Source organism: Exiguobacterium sp. 9-2 (genome assembly GCF_036287235.1).
GTDB lineage: Bacteria > Bacillota > Bacilli > Exiguobacteriales > Exiguobacteriaceae > Exiguobacterium_A.
The window spans coordinates 1,960,084-1,984,569 of sequence record NZ_CP142850.1 but is presented as its reverse complement, the minus strand read 5'-3'; the positions used below and the strand labels follow the sequence as shown (position 1 = coordinate 1,984,569).

General features: G+C 48.7%; 24 protein-coding genes, 1 pseudogene and 1 riboswitch. Of the genes and pseudogenes, 22 read left to right on the top strand and 3 right to left on the bottom strand.

The window, feature by feature from the left end; all coding sequences use genetic code 11:
• Window positions 1-42 precede the first annotated feature (42 nt).
• The 11 genes and pseudogenes from coaBC to VJ374_RS10495 all read left to right on the top strand — a co-directional run bounded on the left by coaBC (window position 43) and on the right by VJ374_RS10495 (window position 11,910).
• Window positions 43-1,233, top strand: coding sequence for a bifunctional phosphopantothenoylcysteine decarboxylase/phosphopantothenate--cysteine ligase CoaBC (gene coaBC, locus VJ374_RS10545; RefSeq protein WP_035406877.1), 1,191 nt, complete (start codon window positions 43-45; stop codon window positions 1,231-1,233).
• The gene (gene priA, locus VJ374_RS10540; RefSeq protein WP_329468781.1) at window positions 1,230-3,554 is read left to right on the top strand and encodes a primosomal protein N'; all 2,325 of its coding nucleotides are present in this window, start codon (window positions 1,230-1,232) and stop codon (window positions 3,552-3,554) included. The genes coaBC and priA overlap by 4 nt, the downstream gene beginning before the upstream one ends.
• Window positions 3,555-3,563: 9 nt before the next feature.
• Window positions 3,564-4,001, top strand: a pseudogene (gene def, locus VJ374_RS10535) (peptide deformylase); the annotation flags it as partial.
• Window positions 4,002-4,025: 24 nt separating this feature from the next.
• A complete protein-coding gene (gene fmt, locus VJ374_RS10530; protein ID WP_035409509.1) occupies window positions 4,026-4,946 on the top strand; it encodes a methionyl-tRNA formyltransferase in 921 nt (306 codons plus the stop codon).
• Window positions 4,943-6,274 (top strand): 16S rRNA (cytosine(967)-C(5))-methyltransferase RsmB, encoded by a 1,332-nt coding sequence (gene rsmB / locus VJ374_RS10525; protein ID WP_056062300.1) that lies wholly within the window; start codon window positions 4,943-4,945, stop codon window positions 6,272-6,274. Before fmt ends, rsmB begins: the two co-directional genes overlap by 4 nt.
• A gap of 18 nt (window positions 6,275-6,292) precedes the next feature.
• Window positions 6,293-7,027 (top strand): Stp1/IreP family PP2C-type Ser/Thr phosphatase, encoded by a 735-nt coding sequence (locus VJ374_RS10520; protein WP_056062297.1) that lies wholly within the window; start codon window positions 6,293-6,295, stop codon window positions 7,025-7,027.
• A gap of 2 nt (window positions 7,028-7,029) precedes the next feature.
• Window positions 7,030-8,964 carry a Stk1 family PASTA domain-containing Ser/Thr kinase gene (gene pknB / locus VJ374_RS10515; RefSeq protein ID WP_308101764.1) on the top strand — a complete coding sequence of 645 codons (1,935 nt, stop codon included), beginning with the start codon at window positions 7,030-7,032 and terminating at the stop codon, window positions 8,962-8,964.
• A gap of 25 nt (window positions 8,965-8,989) precedes the next feature.
• Window positions 8,990-9,895, top strand: coding sequence for a ribosome small subunit-dependent GTPase A (rsgA, locus tag VJ374_RS10510; RefSeq protein ID WP_035406891.1), 906 nt, complete (start codon window positions 8,990-8,992; stop codon window positions 9,893-9,895).
• 2 nt (window positions 9,896-9,897) lie between these two features.
• Window positions 9,898-10,554, top strand: a complete 657-nt coding sequence (gene rpe / locus VJ374_RS10505; RefSeq protein WP_056062291.1) for a ribulose-phosphate 3-epimerase — start codon at window positions 9,898-9,900, stop codon at window positions 10,552-10,554.
• 22 nt (window positions 10,555-10,576) lie between these two features.
• Window positions 10,577-10,686, top strand: a riboswitch (TPP riboswitch).
• A 59-nt stretch (window positions 10,687-10,745) separates the two neighbouring features.
• Window positions 10,746-11,306 (top strand): energy-coupled thiamine transporter ThiT, encoded by a 561-nt coding sequence (thiT, locus tag VJ374_RS10500; RefSeq protein ID WP_056062289.1) that lies wholly within the window; start codon window positions 10,746-10,748, stop codon window positions 11,304-11,306.
• Between the two features lies 1 nt (window position 11,307).
• Entirely contained in the window at window positions 11,308-11,910 is a 603-nt protein-coding gene (locus tag VJ374_RS10495) for a thiamine diphosphokinase (protein ID WP_329468780.1), read from the top strand.
• A gap of 55 nt (window positions 11,911-11,965) precedes the next feature.
• Here VJ374_RS10495 and VJ374_RS10490 read toward each other — a convergent pair whose 3' ends face one another.
• Window positions 11,966-13,369, bottom strand: coding sequence for an amino acid permease (locus VJ374_RS10490; RefSeq protein WP_329468779.1), 1,404 nt, complete (start codon window positions 13,367-13,369; stop codon window positions 11,966-11,968).
• 140 nt (window positions 13,370-13,509) lie between these two features.
• Window positions 13,510-13,698: a 50S ribosomal protein L28 gene (rpmB, locus tag VJ374_RS10485; RefSeq protein WP_023468758.1), complete on the bottom strand. Its 189-nt coding sequence runs from the start codon at window positions 13,696-13,698 to the stop codon at window positions 13,510-13,512.
• 283 nt (window positions 13,699-13,981) lie between these two features.
• Here rpmB and VJ374_RS10480 point away from each other — a divergent pair, with 283 nt between their 5' ends.
• The 11 genes from VJ374_RS10480 (at window position 13,982) to rnc (ending at window position 24,170) form a co-directional block, all read left to right on the top strand.
• The gene (locus VJ374_RS10480) at window positions 13,982-14,344 is read left to right on the top strand and encodes an Asp23/Gls24 family envelope stress response protein (protein WP_056062281.1); all 363 of its coding nucleotides are present in this window, start codon (window positions 13,982-13,984) and stop codon (window positions 14,342-14,344) included.
• A 25-nt stretch (window positions 14,345-14,369) separates the two neighbouring features.
• A complete protein-coding gene (locus VJ374_RS10475) occupies window positions 14,370-16,043 on the top strand; it encodes a DAK2 domain-containing protein (RefSeq protein ID WP_442899591.1) in 1,674 nt (557 codons plus the stop codon).
• A gap of 100 nt (window positions 16,044-16,143) precedes the next feature.
• On the top strand, window positions 16,144-16,806 hold the full coding sequence (gene sdaAB, locus VJ374_RS10470) for an L-serine ammonia-lyase, iron-sulfur-dependent subunit beta (protein WP_023468755.1): 663 nt from the start codon (window positions 16,144-16,146) through the stop codon (window positions 16,804-16,806).
• 4 nt (window positions 16,807-16,810) lie between these two features.
• On the top strand, window positions 16,811-17,707 hold the full coding sequence (sdaAA, locus tag VJ374_RS10465) for an L-serine ammonia-lyase, iron-sulfur-dependent, subunit alpha (protein ID WP_023468754.1): 897 nt from the start codon (window positions 16,811-16,813) through the stop codon (window positions 17,705-17,707).
• A complete protein-coding gene (recG, locus tag VJ374_RS10460) occupies window positions 17,691-19,721 on the top strand; it encodes an ATP-dependent DNA helicase RecG (RefSeq protein WP_329468778.1) in 2,031 nt (676 codons plus the stop codon). Before sdaAA ends, recG begins: the two co-directional genes overlap by 17 nt.
• A gap of 85 nt (window positions 19,722-19,806) precedes the next feature.
• Window positions 19,807-20,376 (top strand): transcription factor FapR, encoded by a 570-nt coding sequence (gene fapR, locus VJ374_RS10455; RefSeq protein WP_056062267.1) that lies wholly within the window; start codon window positions 19,807-19,809, stop codon window positions 20,374-20,376.
• Window positions 20,373-21,368, top strand: a complete 996-nt coding sequence (gene plsX / locus VJ374_RS10450; protein ID WP_035406922.1) for a phosphate acyltransferase PlsX — start codon at window positions 20,373-20,375, stop codon at window positions 21,366-21,368. The genes fapR and plsX overlap by 4 nt, the downstream gene beginning before the upstream one ends.
• A 16-nt stretch (window positions 21,369-21,384) precedes the next feature.
• Entirely contained in the window at window positions 21,385-22,305 is a 921-nt protein-coding gene (gene fabD / locus VJ374_RS10445) for an ACP S-malonyltransferase (protein ID WP_214854551.1), read from the top strand.
• Window positions 22,302-23,033, top strand: coding sequence for a 3-oxoacyl-[acyl-carrier-protein] reductase (fabG, locus tag VJ374_RS10440; protein WP_056062260.1), 732 nt, complete (start codon window positions 22,302-22,304; stop codon window positions 23,031-23,033). Before fabD ends, fabG begins: the two co-directional genes overlap by 4 nt.
• A gap of 70 nt (window positions 23,034-23,103) precedes the next feature.
• Window positions 23,104-23,343: an acyl carrier protein gene (gene acpP / locus VJ374_RS10435; protein ID WP_029342095.1), complete on the top strand. Its 240-nt coding sequence runs from the start codon at window positions 23,104-23,106 to the stop codon at window positions 23,341-23,343.
• Window positions 23,344-23,399: 56 nt separating this feature from the next.
• Window positions 23,400-24,170, top strand: a complete 771-nt coding sequence (rnc, locus tag VJ374_RS10430; RefSeq protein ID WP_035406932.1) for a ribonuclease III — start codon at window positions 23,400-23,402, stop codon at window positions 24,168-24,170.
• 70 nt (window positions 24,171-24,240) lie between these two features.
• Here rnc and VJ374_RS10425 read toward each other — a convergent pair whose 3' ends face one another.
• Entirely contained in the window at window positions 24,241-24,441 is a 201-nt protein-coding gene (locus tag VJ374_RS10425) for a DUF1128 family protein (protein ID WP_023468746.1), read from the bottom strand.
• Between the last annotated feature and the right edge of the window lie 45 nt (window positions 24,442-24,486).

The window sequence follows — 24,486 nt, the reverse complement described above, 5'->3', positions numbered from 1 at the left end:
CTTGTCATCGTGGCTGTTTTTTTCAATAAGGAGGACACCTACATGTTAACCAACCGAAACATTCTACTGTGTGTCGGCGGTGGAATCGCTTCCTACAAATCAGCAGCACTCGCTTCAAAGCTTGTTCAAGCAGGCGCACACGTTCAAGTCGCGATGACGCGTAATGCGCAACAATTCGTCGGTAAGACGACGTTTGAAGCACTGACGCGAAAAGCGGTCTATGATGACGTCTTCATCGAGCATGATCCGTCAAAGATCGCCCATATCGATTTAGCGGACGAAGCGGACCTGATCGTCGTCGCACCAGCGACCGCGAATTTGATTGCAAAACTCGCGCACGGGATCGCGGATGATTTCATCACGACGACGATCCTTGCAGCGACATGTCCCGTCATCGTCGCACCAGCGATGAATGTCAACATGCTCGAACATCCGGCGACAGTCCGCAACATCGAACAACTGAAGCAGGACGGTGTCCAGGTGATTGCACCGGGAGTCGGAAATCTCGCATGTGGTTGGGTCGGGAAAGGTCGTTTACCTGAACCGGAAGACTTAGTCGCAACACTCTCAACGTTCTTTGAAGAGAAGTATCTAGCCGGACGAAAAGTCTTGATCAGTGCGGGACCGACCGTGGAACGGATTGATCCGGTTCGTTACTTGACGAATGATTCTTCCGGAAAGACAGGAATTGCGCTAGCAGAAGCGGCAAGAGACGCAGGTGCCGATGTCACGCTCGTCCATGGACCACTTCGGATCGGATTACCGACCGGGATAGCGACGATTGCTGTTGAATCAGGAGAAGAGATGCTTGAAGCCATGTTACGTGATTATGAAACGCAAGACATCGTCATCATGTCCGCTGCCGTAGCTGACTATCGACCGTCTATCCAGTACGATCAGAAGCAGAAAAAAATCCACGGACCACTTCGAATTGAACTCGAAGAGACGACCGATATTCTGAAGACGCTTGGTGAGCAGAAACAACATCAGCTATTAGTCGGATTTGCGGCTGAGACGACGGATGTCGAGACGTTCGCTAAACAAAAACTCGTCCGAAAGAAAGCCGATTTCATTGTCGCGAATGATGTGTCACGATCTGATATCGGATTCGTCAGTGATGAAAATGAAGTCGTCGTTTTTGGAAAGAACGATTCCGTCACGCGATACGATCAACAATTGAAATCGACGCTCGCCAAATCGCTCATGCGCCAATTCGCGGAGGCATTGGCATGATAGCCGAAGTCATCGTTGACGTCGCAGCAGCAACGGTCGATCGTCCGTTTGATTATGCCGTTCCAGAACTCTGGCAAGAGCTGATCGTTCCCGGTATGCGCGTCGAAGTACCATTTGGTCCACGGGCGTTGCTTGGAATCGTCGTCGGAACAAAAGCAACGTCTGATCTGACGAACGTCAAATCGATCGTCCGTGTCTTAGATGAGACCCCGACCTATACACAGGAATTACTCGAGTTATCGGCGTATCTATCGGAAACGACTTTGTGTTTTCAGGCGACGGCATTGCTTGCGATGCTGCCGGCTGCCTTAAAGGTGAGTTATGATAAACTGGTCATAGTCGAGTTGGGCCCACTTCGGGCATATCATGGCAAGAAAATGAGTCAATTGCCAACGGAAGTCCAACAAATCGTCTTAACAGCCGCGAAACAAGCTGACGTGACGCTTCAACCGGTCATTCGCGAGAAAAAGACGTCTAAGATCGATAAACGGATTCGTCTTCTAGAGGAGCAAGCAACTTTTACGAAACAAGCGAGCCAACAAGCGGCACTTTACTCGTATATTCAAGAATTTCCGGATGCGCTTTGGAGTGAAGTCAAGCAGGCAACGGGCGCAACGAGCGCGACGTTGAACGCTCTCGAGAAAAAGAGCATCATTCAAGTCGAGACGATCGATGTTCGGCGAAATCCTTATGAACATCTCGTCCAAGACATCTTTGTGCCGTCCTCTTTGACGGAAAAGCAACAGGAAGCTGTCTCGGCGATTACGGCTGAAGCTGAGACCGGAACGTTTTTGTTACATGGCGTAACAGGAAGCGGTAAGACGGAAGTGTATCTTGAATCGATTCATGCACAACTCGAACGCGGTAGACAAGCGATCTTGCTCGTCCCAGAGATCAGTCTGACGCCGATGATGGTCAAACGGTTTAAACGCCGTTTCGGAGAACGGGTCGCTGTCTTGCATAGCGGTCTATCGCTCGGAGAAAAGTATGATGAGTGGCGCAAAATCGCCCAAGGCGAGGTCGATGTCGTCGTCGGTGCACGGTCTGCTGTGTTTGCGCCGCTGACGAACATCGGAATCATCATTCTCGATGAAGAACATGAAACAACTTATAAGCAGGAAGAGAATCCGCGCTATCATACGCGCGATGTCGCAAAATGGCGGGCAGCCTATCATCGTTGTCCCGTCGTGCTCGGAAGTGCAACACCGTTACTCGAGACGTATGCACGGGCACAAAAAGGGGTTTATCGTTACTTACCGCTTCGTGAACGATTCGGTGGGGAACTGCCTCCAGTCGACATCGTTGATATGCGTAAGGAACTCGAACGGGGCAATCGTACGCCGTTCAGCCTCGCGCTAGTCGAAGGCATCAAAGAACGCATCGAACGTGGGGAACAGACCGTCTTACTCCTGAACCGTCGCGGATATACGACCTTCGTCTTATGTCGGGATTGCGGGGAGACGCTACAATGTCCGCATTGTGCCGTGAATTTAACCTATCACCAACATGAAGATCGCTTGAAATGCCACTACTGTGGGTTTGAAGCCGCAATGCCGAAAACTTGTCCGTCCTGTGAATCGACGAAAATTCGTCAGTTCGGAACGGGTACGCAAAAGATTGAGGAAGAATTGGCACACTTGATTCCGGAGGCGCGAATCATCCGGATGGATCAGGATACGACGTCGCGTAAAGGTGCGCATGAGAAATTACTCGATGCCTTTGAACGCAAGGAAGGAAACATTCTGCTCGGAACACAGATGATCGCAAAAGGTCTCGACTTTCCGAACGTTACACTCGTCGGAGTGATTGCTGCCGATGCGACGCTTGGTATTCCGGATTTTCGAGCAAGTGAGCGCACGTTTCAGTTGATCACCCAAGTGTCGGGTCGTGCCGGACGGGGTCAACTCGCTGGTCAGTCAATTATCCAGACTTACAACCCGGAGCATTACGTCATTCAAACGGCCAAACAGCATGATTTCGAAACGTTTTATAAGCGAGAGATGCAATTGCGAAAGCTCGGTGGGCATCCACCATTTTGGTTCCTTGGTCTGATTACAGTTTCAGCAGCGCATCCGCTCGAAGCACAAGCAGAAGCGCAGCAAATCGCTTCCGAGCTTCGTGCCTTTGAATCTGAGGATTTAGTCGTCAATGGACCGTTTGATGCACCACTCGCTCGACTCAAAAATATGTACCGGCAACAGGTCTTAATTAAACATAAAGGACAGGAGGATGTCCGGACACATCTCCGTGATATCTTATCCCGTCGTCAAAAATCAAAAACACAAGTCGCGATTGACTTGAATCCATTTGTATTCATGTGAGGTGTCTGTATGTATAAAGTAGTAGAAGTACCAAATGATGTATTACGACAGGTGTGTGAACCTGTCACGAAGTTTGATAAAAAACTCGGTAAAATGATCGACCGGATGTTCGATACGATGTACGAATATGACGGGGTTGGTTTAGCCGCACCGCAAATCAACCAGCCGATTCGTGTAGCCGTCGTTCATACCGATGATGAGACGGGACCAATCGAGCTGATCAACCCGGAAATCATCGAAGCGGACGGTTCGCAAATCGATGATGAAGGATGTCTCAGTATGCCGGGCATCTTCGGACCGGTTGAACGGTTCGACCGAATCGTCGTCAAGTCTCAAGATCGTCTCGGGCGGACGGTTAAAATCAAAGCAAACGGCTTTTTTGCACGTGCCATCCAACACGAGATGGATCATTTAGATGGTGTCCTGTTTACGGATAAACTCGTCGAGCAAGAAAAGCCGCGCGTCGTCTTCATGGGGACGCCTGAGTTTGCGGCAGGAACGCTGCGTGAAGTCATCGATGCTGGGTATGACGTCGTCGGTGTCGTCTCACAACCAGATAAACCAGTCGGACGAAAACGGGAAGTCAAACCGACGCCTGTAAAACTCGTCGCGATGGAACACGACATTCCTGTGTTGCAACCGAAACGAATTCGAGAGGATTATCAAGATGTTCTCGATTTAAAACCAGATCTCATTATCACGGCAGCTTACGGTCAGATCGTCCCGACCGCTATTCTCGAAGCACCACGTTTTGGGGCGATCAACGTCCATGCGTCACTCTTACCGAAATATCGTGGCGGTGCACCGATTCATCAAGCGATCATCGATGGAGAAAAAGAGACAGGTGTGACGATCATGTATATGGTCGATCGGCTAGACGCAGGTGATATGTTGTCAAAAATCATCGTTCCAATCGAAGAGAACGATACAGCCGGTTCGATGTTTGAGAAGTTAGCGGACGCAGGAGCGCGCCTGTTACTTGAAACGTTACCACGTCTGTTAGCAGGTGAATTGACACCGGAAGCACAAGTCGAGGAAGAAGCGACATTTGCGCCGAACATTTCACGTGAGCGGGAACGACTTGATTTTACGCTACCGGGTGAGACACTCTACGATCAAATTCGTGGGATGAATCCATTCCCGAGTACGTATACGATGCTTGGGAACGATCGCTTAAAAGTCTTTTTCGCAACGAAAGTCTCAGGAACGGGACGACCGGGTGAAATCATCGCATTAGAAGCGGATGGTCCCGTCATCGCGACAGGTTCCGAAACAGCGTTGAAGCTGATCGACTTACAGCCGTCCGGCAAAAAACGGATGGATGGTGCCACGTTCATGCGCGGGATCGGTCAATCGCTTGAACTCGGACAACAAGTAGGTGAGAACGCATGAATGTACGCGACGCAGCAGTAACGACATTAATGAAAATCGGACAAGGTGGCGCCTTCTCAACAATTACGGTCCACCAAATGCTTGAAAAACGCGCCATCTCGGCGTCAGATGTCGGCTTGTTCACGGAACTCGTCTACGGGACGCTCAGTCGTGAATTGACGCTTGATTATATTTTAGAACCATATTTAGCGAAACAGAAAAAACTTGATCCATTCATGCGCCCATTGTTACGAATGAGTGTCTATCAGTTGTTTTATCTCGATCGTGTACCGGATCATGCCGTCATTCATGAAGCCGTTGAAATTGCTAAAAAACGTGGGAAAGTCCATGTCTCAAAAGTCGTCAACGGAGTGCTACGGAATGTATTACGGGCGGGAATGCCTCATTTCGCTGAGATTGAGCCTGCTGCAAAACGAATCAGCATCGAAACGAGTCACCCGCAGTGGCTCGTCGAACGCTGGATCGAACTGTTTGGTCCGGAAGAAACGCTTCAGATCTGTCAATTGAATAACACACCGGCACCGGTCACGGTCCGTATCAATCGCACGAAAACGACGCGGGAGGAAGCAATCGAGCTTCTACTCGATCAAGGTGTGACGGCAAAACCATCCACGGTCGCGCCGGACGGTCTCGAAATCGAACGAGGAAGCGTCCAAAAAACTGATCTGATTGACCGTGGGTATCTTTCTCTTCAGGATGAGAGCTCAATGCTCGTCGCCCGTGCGCTTGGTGCAGAAGCATCCGATCATGTACTCGACAGCTGTGCCGCACCTGGTGGGAAAGCGATGCATATTGCTGAAGGTTTGACGACGGGTACACTACAGGCACTTGATCTTCATCCACATAAGATTAAATTGATTGAACAGCAAGCGACACGATTAGGTCTTACGACTGTTCGAGCAGAAGCGTTAGATGCCCGTAAAGCAGGGGAACGCTTCGAAGTAGAATCCTTTGACCGGATTCTTGTCGATGCACCTTGTTCAGGACTTGGTGTCATTCGGAGAAAACCGGATATCAAATGGACGAAACGTCCAGAACAACTCGAGCAACTCCCAAAAATTCAACGAGACATCTTGACATCTGTCTTACCACTCGTTAAAAAAGGTGGAATCTTCGTCTATTCGACTTGTACGATTGATCCGACCGAAAACGAGGAGCAGACAGCGTTCATTCTCGATCAGGGTTTTGACTTTGATGCATCTTTCGCGGAACGCATGCCAGAATCCGTGCGGCATCTAATCGGAGATCGAGCAGAACTCAAGTTGTTACCGACGACAGTCGGAACGGATGGCTTCTACATTGCCGCGTTTAAGAAACGAGAAGATTGATACGAACGGAGGACTGTCATGGAGTTAGCTCACCTTTCGACCACTGGGAAAGTCAGGACTAAAAATGAGGATACGGTATTACTCATCGGGAACGCTGAACGTGGTCTTGCTGTCGTTGCGGATGGTATGGGAGGTCACGCTGCTGGCGATATCGCAAGTGCGATCGTTCGCGAGGTATTTGAAGCATCCTTTTCCCTCATGCCAAATCGCCCGATGGAATTGTCCGAATGGATAGAACAACGTGTAGCCGAAGCGAATGCCCGGATTCTTCAGTTTTCAAAAGAAGAACAACTTGCGATCGTCGGAACGACCATTGCCTGTGTGTGCTGGGTCGAGGATTTGCTCGTCATCGGTCATGTTGGAGACAGTAGGGTCTATGCTCTTGAAGGTACGGCGTTAAAACAATTGACGGATGATCATTCTTACGTCAACATGTTACGACAAATGGGAGAGCTTTCGGACGAGGAAGTCGAAAATCATCCACGTAAAAATGTCATCACACGATCGGTCGGCTCGAACGAAACGGTCGAAGTCGACATTCAAGTAAGAGATGCTCCAGACTATGACCTCGTCCTTGTGTGTAGCGACGGGTTGACCGATGAAGTGCCAGATGATGTCATTGAACAAATCATCTTACGAGATGATCCGCTTGATGAGATCGTCGGACGATTGGTGAAAGAAGCGAATGCTCGAGGAGGCGCGGATAATATTACGATTGCCGCCATCCGGTTCAAAGAAAGAAAGAGGGTCTGAATATGCGATACGGAGATCGATTAAATGACCGCTACCGCATAGAACGGCTAGTTGGAAGTGGCGGGATGGCGAATGTCTATCAAGCCTATGATGAGATTTTAAAGCGTCATGTTGCCATTAAGATTTTACGGACTGAATTTTCGCATGACGAACAGTTCATTCGTCGATTCGAACGTGAAGCGCATGCTGCTACCAGCTTGAATCATCCAAACATCGTTGCCGTCTATGATGTAGGCGAAGAAGATGCCATCTATTACATCGTCATGGAGTATATCGATGGTATGACATTGAAGACATTTTGTGAAAATCAAGCATTACCTGTGCCACAGGCCGTTGATATCATTGCTCAAATTTGTGATGCGATCGATCACGCCCATGCACACCGGATCATCCATCGCGACATTAAACCGCAAAATATGTTGATCCGAGAAGATGGTACCGTCAAAGTAACGGATTTCGGAATCGCTGTGGCGATGTCGAATGCGACGTTGACGCATACGATGTCTGTCCTTGGGTCCGTGCATTACTTCTCGCCAGAACAAGCTAAAGGTAAATTTGCCGATGAGAAGTCGGATATCTATTCGCTTGGTGCTGTCTTATATGAACTCGTTACAGGACAAGTGCCGTTTGAAGGTGATTCACCGGTCGCTATCGCGCTGAAGCATCTGCAAGATACACCACGTCGTCCATCCGTCTTGAATCCAAGAGTGCCACAAGCGCTTGAGAACTGCATCATGCAGGCGCTTGCAAAAGCACCGCATGACCGCCAACAGTCCGTCGCAGCGTTTAAGGAAGATATGGTAACCGCATTATCTGACGAACGAGCAAGTGAAGGCATCCGAGGCGCTGAAGAGGATGAGATGGAAAAGACGATGGTCTTATCACCTGTACAAGTTCCAGAAGAATCAAAAGCAGAACCGGGCACACCTGTCGTCACGACCGTTCAACCGAAATCGTCAGAAAAGAAAAAGAAAAAACGCTGGTGGGTCATCCTATTATTACTGGTATTACTCGGTGGAGCGGCTACGACGTTTGCGATGTGGCCGGATCCTACCGTTACGGTACCGTCCGTCGTCAAAACGGATGGAGATGAAGCGGAAACGAAGCTAGAGAAACTCGGATTTGTCGTTGAGACGACAGAACGAAACAGTGATACGGTCGATGAAGGAGACGTGATCAGTCAGACACCGCGTGAAAACGCGCAGGTGAAAAAGGGCTCAACAGTCAATTTGGTCGTCTCAACCGGCAGTGCTCCGGTCGAAGTGCCAGATGTAACGGATGATGTTGAAAAAGAAGCAATTGCGACGTTAAAAGAAGCTGGATTTGCTAAAGTCGAGGTCGAACGTGAGAAATCTGATGAGGTCACGCGAGGTAACGTCATCCGGCAATCAATCTCGGCTGGTACGGAGGTCATCGCGAAAGAACAAACGATTACGATCACCGTCTCGGAAGGGACATCTTCTTTCGAGTTGAAGGATTTGACGAACTTATCGAGTGACGAAGCAAAAGCCTACCTGGACGAAAAAGGGCTCGACGGAACGTTCGAGCAAGAATTTTCTAGCGACGTGAAACTCGATCAAGTTATCCGTCAATTCCCACAAGCAGGGGCTCAAGTCGAACCGAATGACTCCGTGACTGTCTTTATCTCAAAAGGTGAGGAAGAAAAGACAGTGACAGCGACATTCCCTGAAAAGGTCGTCTATGATGCGGTCAGCGAGAATGAGGACGAGGAACCGCCGAAACAAGTCATCCGGATTGAGACGGAAGATGCAAAAGGGAAGCGGACCGTCATCGAGGAATCGATTGATCAAGATGAGACATTCGACGTGCCGGTGACGATTGATCCGGGAGAAGAAGGAAAGATTACGATTTATAAAGACGATACCGTGTATCGTTCAAAAACCATCACGTACAATCAAGCAAAAGACGCACAATGAATATGATGAAAAAGGAGTGCATAGGATGACGGAACAACGCATCGAAGAGAATCGAGAAGGAACGATCATACGCCTGCAGGGCGGCTTTTATGATGTCATGACACCAGAAGGAGAGGTTCGTTCACGGGCAAGAGGAAATTTCCGGAAACGCGGCATCAGTCCAGTCGTCGGAGACGAAGTCGTGCTTCATATCGAAAGTGAGACGGGATATATTCTCGAAGTGAAGGAGCGAGACAACTTTTTAGTACGCCCTCCTGTCGCGAATATCGATCAAGCGTTGCTTGTCGTCTCGGCCGCAGAACCTGATTTTTCAGCGCACTTGCTCGATCGTTTCCTCGTCTTGATCGAAGCGAAGGAAATCCAACCCGTCATCCTGTTAACGAAGATGGACTTGCTTGATGATGTCAAAGGTCCTGCAGTTCGAGAGGCAATTGCCGCTTACCGGAAGATTGGTTATACGGTCATCGAGACATCAAGTGAGACATTGACAGGTGTTGAACAAGTCCGTCCGTTACTGGCCGGGAAAACGAGCGTTCTTGCCGGACAATCCGGTGTTGGGAAAAGTTCGCTCTTGAACGCACTTGAACCAACACTCGACTTAGAGACGAGTGCGATTTCGAAATCACTCGGACGTGGGCGCCATACGACACGTCACGTCACGTTGATGCCACTTGCCGAAGGCTTGATTGCTGATACACCAGGGTTCTCGAACCTTGATTTTCCGTATGATATGGAAATTGAGGATGTACGGTGGAGTTTTCCTGAATTCGTGGCTGTACAGGACGAATGTAAGTATCGAGGATGTTTGCATTTGAATGAACCCGGATGTGCCGTCAAGGAAGCCGTCGAAGCACAAGAAATCATGTCCTCTCGTTATGAGAACTATGGTATGTTTATAGACGAAATCAAGAATCGAGCCCGGAGGTATTGAAGATGATTAAAATTGCACCATCTATCTTATCAGCAGATTTTGCGAATCTCGAACGCGATGTTAAAGCAGTCGAAGCAGCAGGCGCGGACTATATCCATTTCGATGTCATGGATGGTCAGTTCGTACCGAATATCTCGTTTGGACTACCTGTGCTCAGCAGTTTACGTCAAAAGACGGATATGGTCCTTGATGTCCATTTAATGATTGACCAGCCAGAACGTTTCGTTGAAGATTTCGTTAAGGCAGGGGCAGATATCGTGACGTTCCACGTCGAAGCGACGAACCACGTCCACCGTGTTTTACAACAAATCAAGCTAGCCGGTGCAAAAGCAGGGGTCGTCTTGAATCCTCATACGCCATTATCGACGATTGAACACGTCCTTGAGGATGTCGATATGGTCTTATTGATGACGGTCAATCCGGGCTTTGGTGGACAAGCCTTCATCGAGAGTGTCATGCCAAAACTCGCATCACTTGCACAAATGAAAGCAGATCGTGATCTGACATTTGAAATCGAGATTGATGGTGGCGTCAACCCGGAAACAGCAAAACTTTGCATCGAAAACGGCGCGAACGTTCTTGTCGCGGGATCAGCAATCTACAATGCACCAGATTATGCGGAAGCGATCACTAGCATTCGTCAAGGGGCTGCCGTATAATAAGAACGAGAAAACGAAATATGATGACCGCAAGGGGTGTCGCTTGAAAAGCGGCTGAGAGGAGTCTTTTAGACTTTAACCCTTCGAACCTGTTCCGTTCAAACGGACGTAGGGATGTGGCGCACGCAGGCAGTACGGCGTTCGTCGTACTGCCTTTTTGCGTCCTCTCGTACAATGAAGGAGGAAATAGCATGAAACGGTTACAAATGATGATGGAAATTGCCATCTTTGCAAGTCTCGGGGTCGTCTTTGATTTACTGATTCCATTTAAAATGCCACAAGGCGGTTCAATCAGCTTAGCGATGTTACCAATCTTTGTCATGGCATTTCGCCACGGTGTCATCGGGGGTGTCGTCACAGGAGCGCTTGTTGGTACGATCCAACTGATGTTCGCCCCACAAGTCTTGACGATCGTCCAACCATTACTCGATTACACGATTGCATACGGTGTCGTCGGACTGAGCGGTCTGTTCGCGCGTCAGGTTAGACAAGCTGCACGTAACGGACAAAAGAAACGTTTGATGGCGTTCGTTCTCCTTGCAACACTATTAGGCGCAGGACTCCGTTATATCTGTCATGTCATAAGCGGAATCGTGTTCTTCGCGAAATATGCAGAAGGTCCAGTCGTGCCATATTCATTAGTTTATAACGCGACATACATGGTACCATCTTATGTTTTATGCGGTGTCGTCGCGGGTCTCCTCTTTACAACTGCGCCACGTTTACTACGTTATTCAGCACGAGGCGTCTGAGATGCGGGCGATTCTCGTGTGTGCCGGTCCTCAAGAAGAAGTGCCTGATTTGCGGATGCTTTGTCAGTCTAGTGATTTCATCATTGGTGTCGATGGTGGTGTTCAGACGATTGAATTGTTTGGGCTGACATGCGACATGACGATCGGTGACTTTGATTCGCTTGGTTACGTACCTGAAGGAGCAATCGTTCATCCGGCTGAGAAAGATGAGACGGATCTCGAACTCGCCCTTCGTACAGTATCAGAGATGAAACGGTTTGATGATACTATCATCGTCGGAGCAACAGGTGGACGACTCGACATGACCGTTCAAAATGTGTATTTATTGAAGCAATACCCTGAAGCGCGACTCGTCACGAAACGGGAAGAGGTGCGATATTTGGCAGTAGGATTGTATGCAGTCGAAGCCGAAAGCTATCATTATCTTTCTTTCATTCCACTTGTGCCGTCAATCTTGAGTTTAGCTGGAGTCAAATATCCACTTGATATGCATCCTGTTCCGGTCGGAGGTTCCTTGACCGTCAGTAATGAATGGAGTACGTCAGAAGCGACAGTAGAGCTCCATCAAGGAGAACTATTGATGATGCGAACACTTAAGGAATAGAACAAGCATATGAAAAAAGGCCGTGGATGATACCGCGGCCTCTTTTCATATGGTATTATTCTTCGAGTTGGGAAGGGGCGACTCGAATGTCACTTTGAGCCGATAGGTGTTTTCCTTTAACGAACAGATGATAGCTTCCCCACATGACGAGGAAAAATGGAACACCGATGTATAAAGCAATCCGTTGATCCGCTTGAAACGCAAGACTGACGAGGACGACGACATTAAGTGTCAACGATATCAACGGTAATACTGGATAGAATGGCGTCTTGAACTTTAGTTCGGATAGATCATGTCCGTTTCGGATGAACTGACGGCGGAACGCAAGTTGCGAAGCGGAAATTGAAATCCAACCGACTTGAGCACCGAGTCCAGCTAAAGACAAGAGCCAAATGAAGACGGTATCCTCTGCGAAAAATGCTGTCAGAAGCGATAACATCGCAAACATCATCGTAAAGAGTAAAGCGCGCATCGGCACACCACGTGCATTAACATAAGATAATTTCTTTGAAATCATCCCTTCTTGTGCCATTGCCCATAACATTCGGGTCGCGGCATACAGTCCCGAGTTCCCGACGGATAATAGTGCTGTCAAGACGACGATGTTCATCAAGTCAGCGGCATACGGGATGCCGATCGCATCAAAGACCATGATGAATGGACTACTGACTCCGCCAGCCGTCTCATACGGAATCAATGCACCGACGATCGTGATCGATAAGACAAAGAAAATGAACGTGCGCCAAACTGTATTCCGGATAGCTTTTGGAATCGATTTTTCAGGCGTGTCAGACTCCCCAGCCGCGACACCGATCAATTCGGTTCCCTGAAAAGCAAAATTGACAGCAATCATCGTCGTCAAGACACCGAGAATTCCGTTCGGAAACCAACCGCTTGCCGTGAAGTTCGCAAACAGCGAGGATGGACGATCTGCTTCCATCGGTAACCAGCCAAACCAAGCTGCGCCACCAAGAATGATGAAGAAAAGAATGGCGAGTACCTTTAAACTTGAGAACCAGAATTCCGCTTCCCCGAACGCTTTGGCGGAGACGGCGTTTAAACCGAATAACAAGACCGTAAAGACGGTACACCAGACAACGACCGGCACATTCGGAAACCAACGGTCCATCAAACTACCGGCAGCTGTGATTTCAAGTGCGACCGTCACAGCCCAGCCGAGCCAGTAAATCCAACCGACGGCAAAGCCGATACCTGGTCCGATGAAGCGTGTCGTATACGTTTGGAATGATCCTGAGACTGGCAAGAAAACTGCTAACTCCCCTAAACATAACATCGTCAGATACATGATGGTCCCACCCACGATGTAACTGAGGACCGCCCCGAGAGGTCCTGCTTGTGAAATCGTTAACCCTGATCCTAAAAATAAGCCTGTTCCGATAATTCCACCGAGTGAGATCATGAACAGGTGTCGACTCGTCATCTCTCGTTTGAGTTGCATGATGACTTCCCCCAATTCTGACAAAATAAAGTACGTTCCTATTGTAAGCGTTTTCAATAAAAGCGACAATTAGTTTATGAGAAAAATAAATGAGAGAATAAAAAAACCGGAAGGGAAGATTCCCATCCGGTGGTTGCGCCTTATACGCGTTCGACTTTACCTGATTTAAGAGCTCGAGCTGAAACCCAAACCTTTTTCGGCTTACCGTCGACGAGGATACGTACTTTTTGTACGTTGACTCCCCAAGTACGTTTTGTTTTGTTCAATGCGTGTGAACGGTTGTTACCCGACTTTGGCGATTTCCCAGTAACGTAGCATTTACGTGCCATGCGTTCCGCCTCCTTTTATGTTGTTTTGCGTTCGTCCTAATAGACACTTTGCTATCTTAGCATGGTGTCAGGGCGGTTGCAACATAAAAAAAGTAGCTGACAAGAAAAAAACTTGACAGACAACCTCGAAATTTAAAATAATAAATGAGGATGATGGTAAAAGTTCATTTGACCGCTACTATTTTTCACTTATTCATTGTATAGTCAGTACGGCGACTTTTCAATAGTAGGTCCTTATAGTAGAATTATGAGAAGAATACAATATTCAAAGGGGGCTACTCAGGTGGCGATCGAGATGAAAACGACCTATGGAAAGATTGATGTAGATAATGATGTCGTCGCGCAACTTTCGGGCGGCGCAGCAATGGAATGTTTTGGTGTCGTTGGTATGGCATCTCAGTCTCAAATCAAGGATGGTCTTGCTGAACTCTTAAAACGTGAGAACTTTGCACGCGGTGTCATCGTTCGACAGTCTTCAGAGCAAGTTCATATCGATATGCATATTATTGTAAGTTATGGGACGAAAATCTCAGAGGTGGCGAACAATGTACAGAGTCGCGTGAAATACACGCTCAGTCAGGCACTAGGTCTTGACGTGACATCTGTGAACATCTTTGTCCAAGGAGTCCGCTTGACGAATGTCTAAGGCGGAAATAGAGGAGGAAACTTTAGTGAGTGTAGATCGTTTAACAGGAGCGCAGTTAGTCAAGATGATTCAAAATGGCGCGGCGAATCTTTATCAAAACGCAGATTTCGTCGATTCATTGAACGTCTTCCCTGTGCCAGATGGTGATACGGGAACGAACATGAATTTGACGATGACTTCAGGTGCAAAAGAAGCAGGTAAATCCACTTCGGATTCTGTTTCGGAGGTCGCAAACGTCTTCGCACGTGGATTATTAATGGGGGCACGCGGAAATTCTGGTGTCATCTTAAGTCAATTGTTCCGTGGATTCTCGAAATCAATCGAAGGAAAAGCAACGATTGATACGAAAGAGTTCGCTGATGCATTGCAAAAAGGTGTCGATACAGCGTATAAAGCGGTCATGAAACCGGTCGAAGGAACGATCTTGACAGTTGCCCGTGAGACAGCTGTAGCGACCATCGCACAATCTGAAACGACGACGGATTTCTTAGAGTTGATGCGTCAACTCGTCGAAGCATCGAAAGTATCGCTTGACGGAACTCCTGACCTTCTTCCTGTATTAAAAGAAGTTGGTGTCGTTGATTCAGGTGGTCAAGGTCTCGTCTGTATCTATGAAGGATTCCTCGCGACACTCGAAGGAAAAGAACTTGATAAGCCACATACGCCAGTCATGGAAGCACTCGTCGAAGCAGAGCATCATAAATCGGCTCAAAGCTTCATGTCGACAGAAGAGATCCATTACGGCTACTGTACGGAAATCATGGTTCGCTTCCAAGATGACAAGTTAGCAAATGCACCGTTCAGTGAAGAAGCATTCCGGAACGAATTAGCGGAATTCGGTGATTCGTTGCTCGTCGTAGCGGACGAAGAGCTCCTTAAAGTTCACGTCCACGTTGAAACGCCAGGAGAAGTCATCACAAAAGGACAACGTTTCGGTGAGCTCGTTGCTGTTAAGATTGAAAATATGCGTCAACAACACTCGACGATCCTCGAAGAAGAGGGCGCGAACCAAGTCACTCCAGTCGCTGCACCGAAGACAAAAGCGAAAGCAGCCCTTGTCACAGTCGCAATGGGTGAAGGTATCAGTGAACTCTTTAAATCACTCGGTGTCAGTGTCGTCATCGAAGGCGGACAAACGATGAACCCGTCAACGGAAGACATCGTCAAGGCGATCGAGGATGCACACGCTGAACATGTCTATGTTTATCCGAACAACTCGAACATCATCATGGCCGCTGAACAAGCAGCTTCTGTTGCGAATTGTGGCGTAACAGTCGTGAAATCAAAGACAGTCCCACAAGGTTTGGCGGCGACGATCGTCTATAATCCGGAAGCGACTGTTGAAGAGAACGAAGCACACATGGAGGATGCGATCGCAGCTGTGAAGTCGGGTCAAGTCACATATGCCGTTCGTGATACGAATATTGATGGTGTTGAAATCAAGAAAGACGATCACATGGCGATTGCTGAAAAACAAATCGTTGCTACGGACACTTCGAGTCTTGGTGCTGTCAAGAAACTGGTCGATACACTCGTCACAGAGGACGACGAAATCATCACAGTTCTTTACGGTGAAGGCGTTTCGACAGAAGAAGTCGACGACCTCGTCGCGTACATCGAATCGGTTAATCCGGATGCTGAAGTGGAAGTCCACGACGGCAAACAACCACTTTATTCGTACATTTTAAGCGTCGAATAAAACCATCATACTGAAAAAGGGCGACTAGCCTTTTCACGAATCCCACCATCTGCGATAATAGAGGTGGGATTTCGTTTGTTTCATAGAGAGGGGAAAAGAAATGAAATATCGTAGCGTCTTTGACATCATCGGACCAGTCATGGTTGGTCCATCGAGCTCGCATACAGCAGGGGCTGCACGGATTGGATTGATGGCGGGTAAATTATTCGGGGAAACGCCTACTGTCATCCACATCACGTTTTACGGTTCATTCGCTGATACGTATCGTGGACATGGAACGGATGTCGCCATCATCGGCGGTGTTCTCGGATACGATACGTTTGACGACCGGATTCCGCAATCGATCGATATCGCGAAGTCGAAAGGGATTGAGATTCATTTCGAGACGAGTGAAGCGTTGACGGATCATCCAAATACGGCTCGTGTCCATTTGACGAATGGAGTAGAAGAGTTTGAATTGGTCGGTATTTCAATTGGTGGGGGAACGATTGAAATCACGGAATTAAATGGTGTACCGCTTCGTTTGTCTGGTGGGGGACCGGCACTCGTCGTCTTACACCATGACCGGTTCGGAGCAATTGCAGCCGTGACGAGCATTTTGGCTGATTACGAAATCAACATCGGGCATATGGAAGTGTCACGGCACGAAAAAGGAAAACAAGCACTCATGGCAATTGAGATTGATGACCGGATAACGGCAGAAGTGTTGGAAGAAATCGATCGGTTACCTCAAGTCGAGCGTGCCGTCATGATGGGAGAGTGAAGACATGTTTAAATCCGTAAAAGAACTCGTCGCCATCGCGACGGAACGAAATATTCCGATTTCGGAAGTCATGATCGAACAAGAGATGACGGTTCGTCATTTAGAACGAGATGAAGTCTATGCGATGATGGAACGAAACCTACAAGTGATGGAAGAAGCAGTTGCTCGTTCACTTGATGGCGACGGTGTCCAATCGGTGACAGGTTTAACTGGTGGAGATGCTGTCTTACTCCAGCGGTACCGTGCTTCAGGCAAAGGATTATCAGGAGATCTGCTACTCGATGCTGTCAGTAAGGCGATCGGAACGAATGAAGTCAATGCTGCGATGGGAAAAATTTGTGCAACACCAACGGCTGGGAGTGCGGGTGTCGTACCGGGTACGCTATTTGCGGTCAAAGATCGATTAAACCCGACGCGTGAACAAATGTTACGTTTCTTATTCACATCCGGTGCATTCGGCTTCGTCGTCGCGAACAATGCGTCGATCTCCGGAGCGGCTGGTGGCTGTCAGGCAGAAGTTGGTTCAGCAACAGCGATGGCAGCTGCTGCCATCGTTGAGATGGCGGGCGGAACACCGGATCAGTCAGCACATGCCTTTGCGATCGCACTGAAGAACATGCTCGGACTCGTCTGTGATCCTGTCGCAGGACTCGTCGAAGTGCCATGCGTGAAACGCAATGCGATGGGCGGGGCGAATGCTGTTGTCGCTGCCGACATGGCACTCGCTGGAATCACGTCACGGATTCCGTGTGATGAAGTCATCTCAGCCATGCATGAGATTGGTCAGATGATGCCGTCTGCGCTTCGCGAGACAGCAAAAGGTGGACTCGCGAATACGCCGACGGGTCGCTGGCTCGAAGCGAAAATCTTCGGAGAGTTATCGAATGAATCCATCACGTGACGTCAAGACATTAAAAGGTGTCGGACGGGATTTGGCGAAAAAACTAGAAGAGATGAATATTCTCACCGTTGCGGACGTGCTCGAGCACGTCCCGTTTCGTTATGACGACTTCGTGACGGGAAGTCTAACGGAAGCAATCCATGAGGATAAAGTCAAGTTCACGGGTCAAGTCCAGTCTGAACCACTTGTGCGCTATTATGGCAAAGGAAAGAATCGTTTAACGTTCCGTCTGCTCGTTGAAGAACGGTATAGTGTGACCGTAACAATGTTCAACCGGGCATTCTACAAAGACCAATTGCAACTCGGAGCAGAAGTGACGGTCAGTGGCAAGTGGGATTTACACCGGATGACGATCTCTGCGACGGAATTGCAATTCGGGGCAATCGAAGGCGAATTGACACCAGTCTACTCGCTCCGGGGTGACATGCGGATGAAGACATTCCGACGCGTCGTCGACTTGGCGTTCAAGGAGACTGAGGCATTAGCTGAACGAATCCCGGATAGCATCCGGAAGACGTATCGGTTGCAAGACCGGATGACGATGTTGAAGTCGCTTCATTTCCCAACGAATCGACAAGAGTTGACGGCTGCTCGTCGCAGTTATGTCTACGAGGAGTGCCTCTATTTCCAGCTGAAATTACAGGCGTTACGTCTTGGACGACGGAAAGGTCAAGGGATGGCCTTGCCTTTACATGAAACGGATATTGCCAATTTCATCAAGAGCCTGCCGTTTCCGCTGACAGGTGCCCAGCAACGTGTGACAAAAGAGATCCTAGACGACATCGGTCGCGGCGAACGAATGAATCGGTTGCTGCAAGGAGATGTCGGAAGCGGGAAGACCGTCATCGCAGCCATCGCCTTGTTCGCGACGGTTCGTGCCGGAAGACAAGGCGCCTTAATGGTGCCGACCGAAATTTTAGCGGAACAGCATGCAGCGTCGCTCGCCCCATTGCTTGAACCACTTGGAATCCGAGTCGGTCTACTGACGAGTTCCGTTAAAGGGAAAGCGCGTGCTCACTTGCTCGAAGCTCTTGTAACAGGAGAGATCGACGTCTTGGTCGGAACACATGCGCTGATTCAAGACACCGTCCAGTTCAAGGCATTACACCTCGTCATCACCGATGAACAACATCGCTTCGGTGTCGAACAACGGAAACGATTGCGTGCGAAAGCTGAACAGGCAGATGTATTATATATGACAGCGACACCGATTCCGCGTACGCTTGCGATATCGGTCTTTGGAGATATGGATGTTTCGATCATCGATGAGATGCCGGCGGGACGAAAGGAAATCGAGACCTACTGGGCGAAACCGCAACAGATGGAACGCGTTTTCGGGTTCGTCGAGAAAGAATTGTCGCAAGGTCGACAAGCCTACGTCATCACGCCATTGATCGAGGAATCCGAATCACTCGAAGTTCAAAATGCGATCGAATTACATGCGACATTGACTGAGCGGTTCAAGTCCTATCATGTCGGTTTGATGCATGGGCGCTTGACTTCTTCAGAAAAAGACGAGGTCATGCAGGCATTCAAGGAGAATACCGTTCAAATCCTTGTTTCGACGACGGTCGTCGAGGTCGGTGTGAACGTTCCGAATGCATCGATCATCGTCATTCATGATGCAGAACGCTTCGGTCTTGCGCAATTACACCAATTAAGAGGACGCGTCGGTCGAGGCGATGCCCAGTCTTACTGTATTCTAATCGCCGATCCCTCTTCCGATACGGGAAAAGAACGGATCAAGACAATGACGGAGACGAACGATGGCTTCAAGCTAGCGGAAAAGGATTTAAAACTGCGCGGAGCCGGAAATTTCTTCGGTACCGAACAAAGTGGATTACCGAGATTCGTCTTAACCGATCCAGCACTTGATATTCAAGTCATGGAAACGGCCCGACAAGATGCAGTCCGATTACTGCGATCGGATGCTTTTTGGCAAGCGCCGGAATACGATGTCTTACGTGAATATATCGAACGGCAAGGGCTTCTTGAAGGAGAAAGAATCGAATAATACTTGAAAGTGAACAACAAGGGATATATACTACTGTTAGTACCAGGTAATAATAGTAGTCATCCTTCTTGTGGGAGGAACATACATGCGGGTACCTAAAAAAGAGAGACAACAAGAATTATTACAGACGATCGAGCAAAATCCGTTCATCACGGATGAAGCGCTGGCGACACGATTTCGTGTCAGTATCCAGACGATTCGTCTGGACCGGATGGAATTAAAAATTCCGGAATTACGGGAGCGAATTAAACATGTCGCGACTGAACGCCTGGATGATGTGCGTACGTTGACTGAAAATGAAGTCATTGGTGATATGATTGACCTGAAACTTGATACATCTGCCATCTCGATCCTTGAGGTTTTGCCGGAACATGCGTTTAGTCGAAATGCAATCGCCCGTGGACATATCTTGTTCGCACAGGCGAACTCGCTTGCGATTGCGCTCATCGATGATGAACTCGCGTTAACGACCCGTGCGAACGTTCAGTTCACACGCTCCGTCCACGTCGGAGAACGCGTTGTCGCGAAGGCATTCGTCAGTTCCCATCGCCAAGATGGACGTTCTGACATCACGGTAGAGAGTTATGTCGGTGAAGAATGTGTCTTTATCGGCGAATTCACAGTGTATCGAAGTAGTAAGGAGGAATCGAAATGATTTTAGCAGTTGACGCCATGGGGGGCGACCATGCACCCCGTGCCATCGTAGAAGGGGTCGTTGCCTATCTGGCAGAACGTCCAAACGACAACATCGATATCCGACTAGTCGGAGATGAATTGAAGTTACGCTCATACACAATCGAGGATCCGCGCGTGACGATCGTCCACGCAGCATCCGTCATCACCGGAGAAGATGAACCGGTACGTGCCATTCGCCGCAAGAAAGATAGCTCACTCGTTGTGGCTGCAAACCTGGTGAAATCAGGAGAAGCAGATGCCTTGATTTCAGCAGGCAACACGGGAGCGCTCATGACTGCCGGATTGTTCGTCATCGGTCGGATCGAAGGAGTTGACCGTCCTGCACTGGCCCCGACTTTCCCGACACGTAATGGGAAGGGTGTCGTCATCTTAGATGTCGGCGCCAACCCGGATGCGAAGGCAGAGCATTTGCTCGATTATGCCATCATGGGGTCTGTCTACGCAGAACAAGTTCGCGGTATCACACGTCCTAAAGTCGGGCTCCTGAATATCGGATCAGAAGCCGGTAAAGGGAATGCATTGACGAAGGAAACGTATCCGCTACTTGAGACAGCACCGATTCATTTCGTTGGGAACGTCGAGGCGAGAGAAGCGATGAGCGGTGACGTCGATGTCATCGTCACGGAAGGTTTTGCCGGCAACACGTTACTTAAGAGTACTGAAGGGGCAGCCAGTATGATCATGGGTGTCATGAAAGAACAATTCATGAGCTCGTGGACATCAAAGCTCGCCGCTCTCGTACTGAAACCGAAGTTGAAAAAAATGAAGCAGTTGCTCGCCTATGAAGAATATGGTGGTGCCGGACTATTCGGTATTGCGGCTCCGGTCATCAAGGCGCATGGATCAAGTAATGCCTATGCATTCAGCAGAGCGCTCGTTCAAGCTGAAAAGATGGTCGAACAAGAAGTCGTTGCCAAAATCGTTCAGGCGAAAGCAACTGAAGCACGTTAAGAAGGAGTGAGACGAGATGGGGAAAACAGTTTGGATGTTTCCGGGACAAGGGTCACAGACGCCTGGAATGGGACAGACGCTCATCACGCAAGACGAGACACGCCAAGCACTCGCTGACCTCGGAACGCGAATTGGTCTGGATCTGACGACGCTGATGACGACAGGGACGAAGGATGAATTGAAAGCGACGGATATCGCTCAACCAGCCATCGTCGCACACAGTGCATTACTCGCACAGCAGTACGCAGCACAAGGGCATACACCTGATTTCGTACTCGGACACAGTGTTGGAGAATATAGCGCGCTCGTCGCAGCTTCTGTCATCACACCGTCTGAAGCCGTCTATCTCGTCCGCGAACGCGGAAAACTCATGAATCAAGTCACGGGTGGAACGATGGCAGCAGTCATTGGCATGAATGATGTCGAGGCAGCCCATCACGCGGTTGAATCAATTGCGGCAACGGGAGAAATCGTTCAAATCGCCAACTACAACTGTCCTGGACAATTCGTCATCTCTGGACAAATCGCGGCGGTCGAATCTGCCACAGCGAAGTTAAAAGAGCTCGGAGCAAAACGAGTCTTACCACTTGATGTCTCGGGTGCGTTCCATTCGTCGCTCATGACACCTTTTGCACCACGATTCGAAGATATTCTCGTATCATCACCGTTTAAAGCGGCGAAGACGAAATTCATCTCGAACGTTGATTGTGCATTTCACGATCAACCAGACGAATTGATTCGTTTGCTCGTTCAGCAACTCTATTCGCCGGTCCGGTTCGAATCATGCGTCGAGCGTCTCATCGAAGAGGGTGCGGATACGTTCATCGAGTTCGGTCCGTCATCTCCACTTAGCGGTCTCGTGAAACGAATCAAAAAAGATGCGAAAATCATCAGCATCACGACACTTGAGCAATTGGAAGCGGAGGGAATTCGTTGAGTAAAGTAGCACTCGTCACTGGCGCGTCACGCGGTATCGGAGCTGCCATCGCAAAGCGATTGGCAACAGATGGTTTCCGTGTCGTCGTCAACTATGCAGGAAGCACGGACAAGGCGGAAGCTGTCGTCCGTGAAATCAAGGAAGCAGGCGGTGAAGCACTCGCGATTCAAGCGAATGTCGCTGAAGCGGATGCTGTCAAACAGATGATCAAACAAACGATTGATGCGTTCGGTCAACTGGATTGTGTCGTCAATAATGCCGGCATCACGCGCGATGGTTTACTGATGCGTATGAAGGAAGCAGACTTTGATGCCGTCGTCGATACGAACCTGAAAGGGGCATTCCTCGTCACACAAGCCGCGACACGTCCATTGTTAAAAACAAGCGGTCGTATCATCAATATCGCATCAGTCGTCGGTATTTCTGGAAATCCAGGGCAAGCGAACTATGTCGCAGCGAAAGCGGGTCTGATCGGGCTGACGAAATCCGTCGCACGTGAACTCGCTAGTAAGGGTGTCACAGTCAATGCCATCTGTCCAGGCTTCATCGAGACGGACATGACGGATGAATTGACAGAAGAACAGCGGAACCTGTCACTCGGGCAAATTCCGTTGAAACGCTTCGGTCAAACCGACGATATCGCTTCACTCGTCAGCTTCATTGCTTCAGATGAAGCACGATACATTACAGGTCAAACTCTAGCCGTCGATGGCGGCATGACAATGTAACACAACTAACGGTAGTACTTTGCCAAATCGGCAATCATCTTATATACTCAACTCATGGAGGGATTTTAAAATGACAAAAGAACAAATCTTAGTAGACGTACAAGAAGCAATCGCAGAAAAATTAGGTAAAGAACAAAGTGAAATCACACTTGATAAGTCGTTCAAAGACGACCTCGGAGCTGACTCTCTTGAAGTCATGGAACTCGTCATGGACTTAGAAGACAAGTTCGAAATCACGATCGAAGATGAGCAAGCAGAAAACTTGAAGACTGTCGGCGATGTCGTCAACTACATCGAAACACAAGTCTGATCATTGAAGCTGACCCACCGCAATTTGCGGTGGGCTTTAGCTGTTTAGGAGGAACTATGACGAATCAAAAAGGACGTCGTGTCCGAAAAGGACCCTATGTAAAACGACGCAAGGATGCTCGGACGCTCGCTCAGATCGAGCAAAAATTCGAAGCGTTACAAGAGCGTCTGAATATCAGGTTTTCTAATGTTGAGCTATTGAAACAAGCCTTCACGCACTCTTCGTTCGTCAATGAACAACGTGAGTCGGAAGGGGATAACGAACGCCTAGAATTTTTAGGGGACGCTGTCTTAGAGTTGACGGTGTCACGCTATCTATTCGAACACTACCCGGAACGTTCCGAGGGGGAATTAACGAAATTGCGAGCGGCGATCGTCTGTGAACCGTCACTCGTCCAATTTGCGAATCACTATCAGTTTTCCGATATGATTCTGTTAGGTAAGGGGGAAGAACTGACCGGTGGTCGGAATCGTCCAGCCTTACTTGCGGATGTCTTCGAATCCTTCATTGGCGCCTTGTATCTTGACCAAGGCATCGAAGCAGCCGAACGATTCCTCGCCGAAGCGGTTTTTCCGAAAGTGGCGACAGGCTTTTTCGAAGAACAGACAGATTTCAAGAGTCAATTACAGGAAGCGATTCAACGTGTCGGCTTAGGTGTCATCGAATATGAAATCATCGAGGAACGCGGTCCGGCGCATAGTCGGGAGTTCATCTCTCGTGTTCAAGTCGCGGATGAGCTCGAAGGGATTGGAACGGGGCGTTCGAAAAAAGAGGCAGAACAACAAGCGGCAAAACAAGCCTTACTTGAATTAAAAAAACAGTTTTAAGCAACAAAAGGCCGACCATCTCTCGAACGCACAAGAGATGATCGGCTTTTATCGTGTGGTGCTTACTCGATTAAACAGTCTTAAGAGATTTCAGTTCGTCGACGATCGCGTCGACCTCTGCAAGTGATAGCGAGTCTCGCATCATGACGAACTCATAAATCTCTTTTAAGTCCTCATTTTTTGAGCCATCGAACTGTTCTGCTTTAATGACCCCTTTGTTGATGATATTCAATTTATCTAAGATTGCTTCAATCATTTGTTCAATCGTCATCGTGTTATTCGCTCCTCTTCTTCTTGTTTCGCATGATACTACCTT